We start from the raw sequence: 959 nt of genomic DNA, 5'->3' as shown, positions 1-959 counted from the left end.
CGCCTCCAGCTCCAGACCACGGCCGTCCAACTGCCGGACAGGGCCAGGGGGATCGCCAGGCTGCCGAAAATCACGCCCAATGCCAAAAAAGCCTCCACCAGGGCGGCCAGCCCCTTTCCCCGGTGGCGCCACAAGGCCGTGGCCAGTCCGGTATAGACGAGCCCCAGAACCACGGCGCTCAATGCCAATCCAAAGGGAAACGGCCGCACCAACCCCACCTGCAGGCTGAAGCTGATCAGCGGCATGCCGAAAACCAGGCTGCCGTCCACATAGCCCTTCAGACGCGGGGGTTGCCGCAGGGCGAAGAGCACGGAAATGGCCAGATAAAATGCGAAGAAAAGGATCAGAAACGGCTCGGTGGTGGCAAAATAACGGCCCTGGTAGTACTGCAGGCCCCAGGCGCTGCCGATGCCGAAGGTGAAGACAAAGCCCAACAGGTTGAGCCAGCGCCAGGCCTTGAACCAGGCGATACCGAAAATCCCCGCGTTGAGCAGGGCATAGTAGGAGAAAAGCGCCACGTGGCTGCCCGTGCCGGTGGAAAGCAGCACCGGCGCCATGAATCCGCCGGCGGCGCCCAAAACGGCCATGGCGGCCGCATCCTGGAGCATGGCCAGGATGCCGGAAAAAACCACCAGGCCGACCATCACGCCAAGGCTCAGCGGCAGGGGCACCATTTCGACCTCGAACAAGCGGGCGGCGGCGAAAAGCGTCAGGTACATCACGCCGATCCCACCACCCTGCAGGGTGATGGCGTAGCCGAAACGATCATGGCGCAAGCGCCACCCCAGAACCAGCAGCCCGATCCCGGCGGCAAAGGTCGCCGCCAGGCGCAGCTCCAGGGGCACCAGGTTGCGCGCCGCGGCATACTTCACCAGGAAGGCGAAACCGAACAGCAGCACCACCACGCCCACGCGCACCATGAGATTGCCGCCCAGCAGCCAGTTGCGGATCGGATCCAA

1 protein-coding gene is annotated in these 959 nt (G+C 64.3%); it reads right to left on the bottom strand.

Annotated features, from left to right (window positions below; genetic code table 11):
• Positions 1-959, bottom strand: a 959-nt coding sequence (locus JCM12296_RS35190) for a DUF2339 domain-containing protein (RefSeq protein WP_172684283.1), incomplete at both ends; no start/stop codon positions are given.

Source organism: Desulfosarcina cetonica JCM 12296 (genome assembly GCF_001311845.1).
Taxonomy (GTDB): Bacteria; Desulfobacterota; Desulfobacteria; order Desulfobacterales; family Desulfosarcinaceae; genus Desulfosarcina; species Desulfosarcina cetonica.
Note: the sequence above shows the minus strand (reverse complement) of the source record. Positions and strands in the feature narration are given on the sequence as shown.